This is a genomic window from Roseovarius sp. MBR-6, assembly GCF_040547525.1.
Lineage (GTDB): Bacteria > Pseudomonadota > Alphaproteobacteria > Rhodobacterales > Rhodobacteraceae > Roseovarius.
The window spans coordinates 1-1,125 of sequence record NZ_JBEPPW010000077.1; the positions used below are offsets into that span (position 1 = coordinate 1).

Here is a 1,125-nt window from a genome sequence, read left to right on the forward strand (position 1 = left end):
TTGCTCATCTTCGCTCCATGAAGGCTACGATGAGCCGGAAACCCTCCGTTCCGCAATATGCCTAAACTGTCCCATGGGTGCTGACGTCAGACACGTGATGCGTCCATGACGAACCTCGAAGACCTACCTGAACCTGAAATTCTGGCGGCCGAGATTATGGAGAACCTGCGCTCTGCGATTGGGAATTTTGAATTGGTGGAGGGCCGTTTAACCGATTAACAGGTTGCTGAAATAGTCCCTGAGCCGGAACGCTATCCCTCTATCAGGGCGGGGTGAATTGATCGGGATGCCTTTCGGCGGGTTCGACGCATGGATCTGATGGCGTTCTACCGCTTCATGCGGCCAGCAACCGGGGCAATCTGGCGAGGTTATTGGCGCCATTGTCAGGATGAACCGCGACCGGACGCGCTCGACACCGCGATACATGGTCTGGGCCATGCCGCCGACGGTTTTCGCCCAGCCAAATGCCTCTTCGATCTTCTTCCGGTGCTTTTGGGACAGGGCATATCCCTCATGCCGGGTGGTTCGGCCATCGATTGCTGAATATCGCGATTTCTGTGCGACATGCGGGGTAACACAGGCCTGTCGCAGGTCGCGCACGAACTCTCCCGCGTCATAGCCCTTGTCCGCACCCAGAGTCAGCCGCCGGGTCGATCAGGGTGAATGGCGGTGGACCATGTCCAGCGCGGCCTTGCGTTCGGCACGACCGTCGGCCTTTGTCAGGTCGCCCTGCACGATGAGACCGTTGCGGTTTTCCATCAGCGCATGCCCCATGAAACACAGCATCGCCCCGGTGCCGGGGGACTTCTTGTAAAGCCGCGCATCAGGATCAGTCGTGGACGCATGGGTGGCATTGGAGCGCTTTTCGCCCTTGAAATCGACCTCGGCATTGCGATGGCGGCGGCTGTTGCGGGGCATCGGGTCGGTCTCGGCTGGGGTCTCGGAAGCTGCGGTGTCAGGTGTGGTATCGGAGGCGGGCGGATCGCCCGGCCCTTTATCGTCAGGCGGGGCCGCATCGGCCTCGGGCTGAAAGCTCTTGTGTGGTTGCCGCCCGTGATGCAAGAAGTTTCAGTCCCATGTTGCGCGTGATCGAGTGCGGTCTTGTGTCAGGCCTCAAGTGTTGCG

At 60.0% G+C, this 1,125-nt stretch carries 1 pseudogene; it reads right to left on the minus strand.

Features of this window, described 5'->3' with window-relative positions:
* Positions 1–334: 334 nt before the first annotated feature.
* Positions 335–1,038 (minus strand): annotated as a pseudogene (locus ABIE57_RS20565) (transposase); the annotation flags it as partial.
* Between the last annotated feature and the right edge of the window lie 87 nt (positions 1,039–1,125).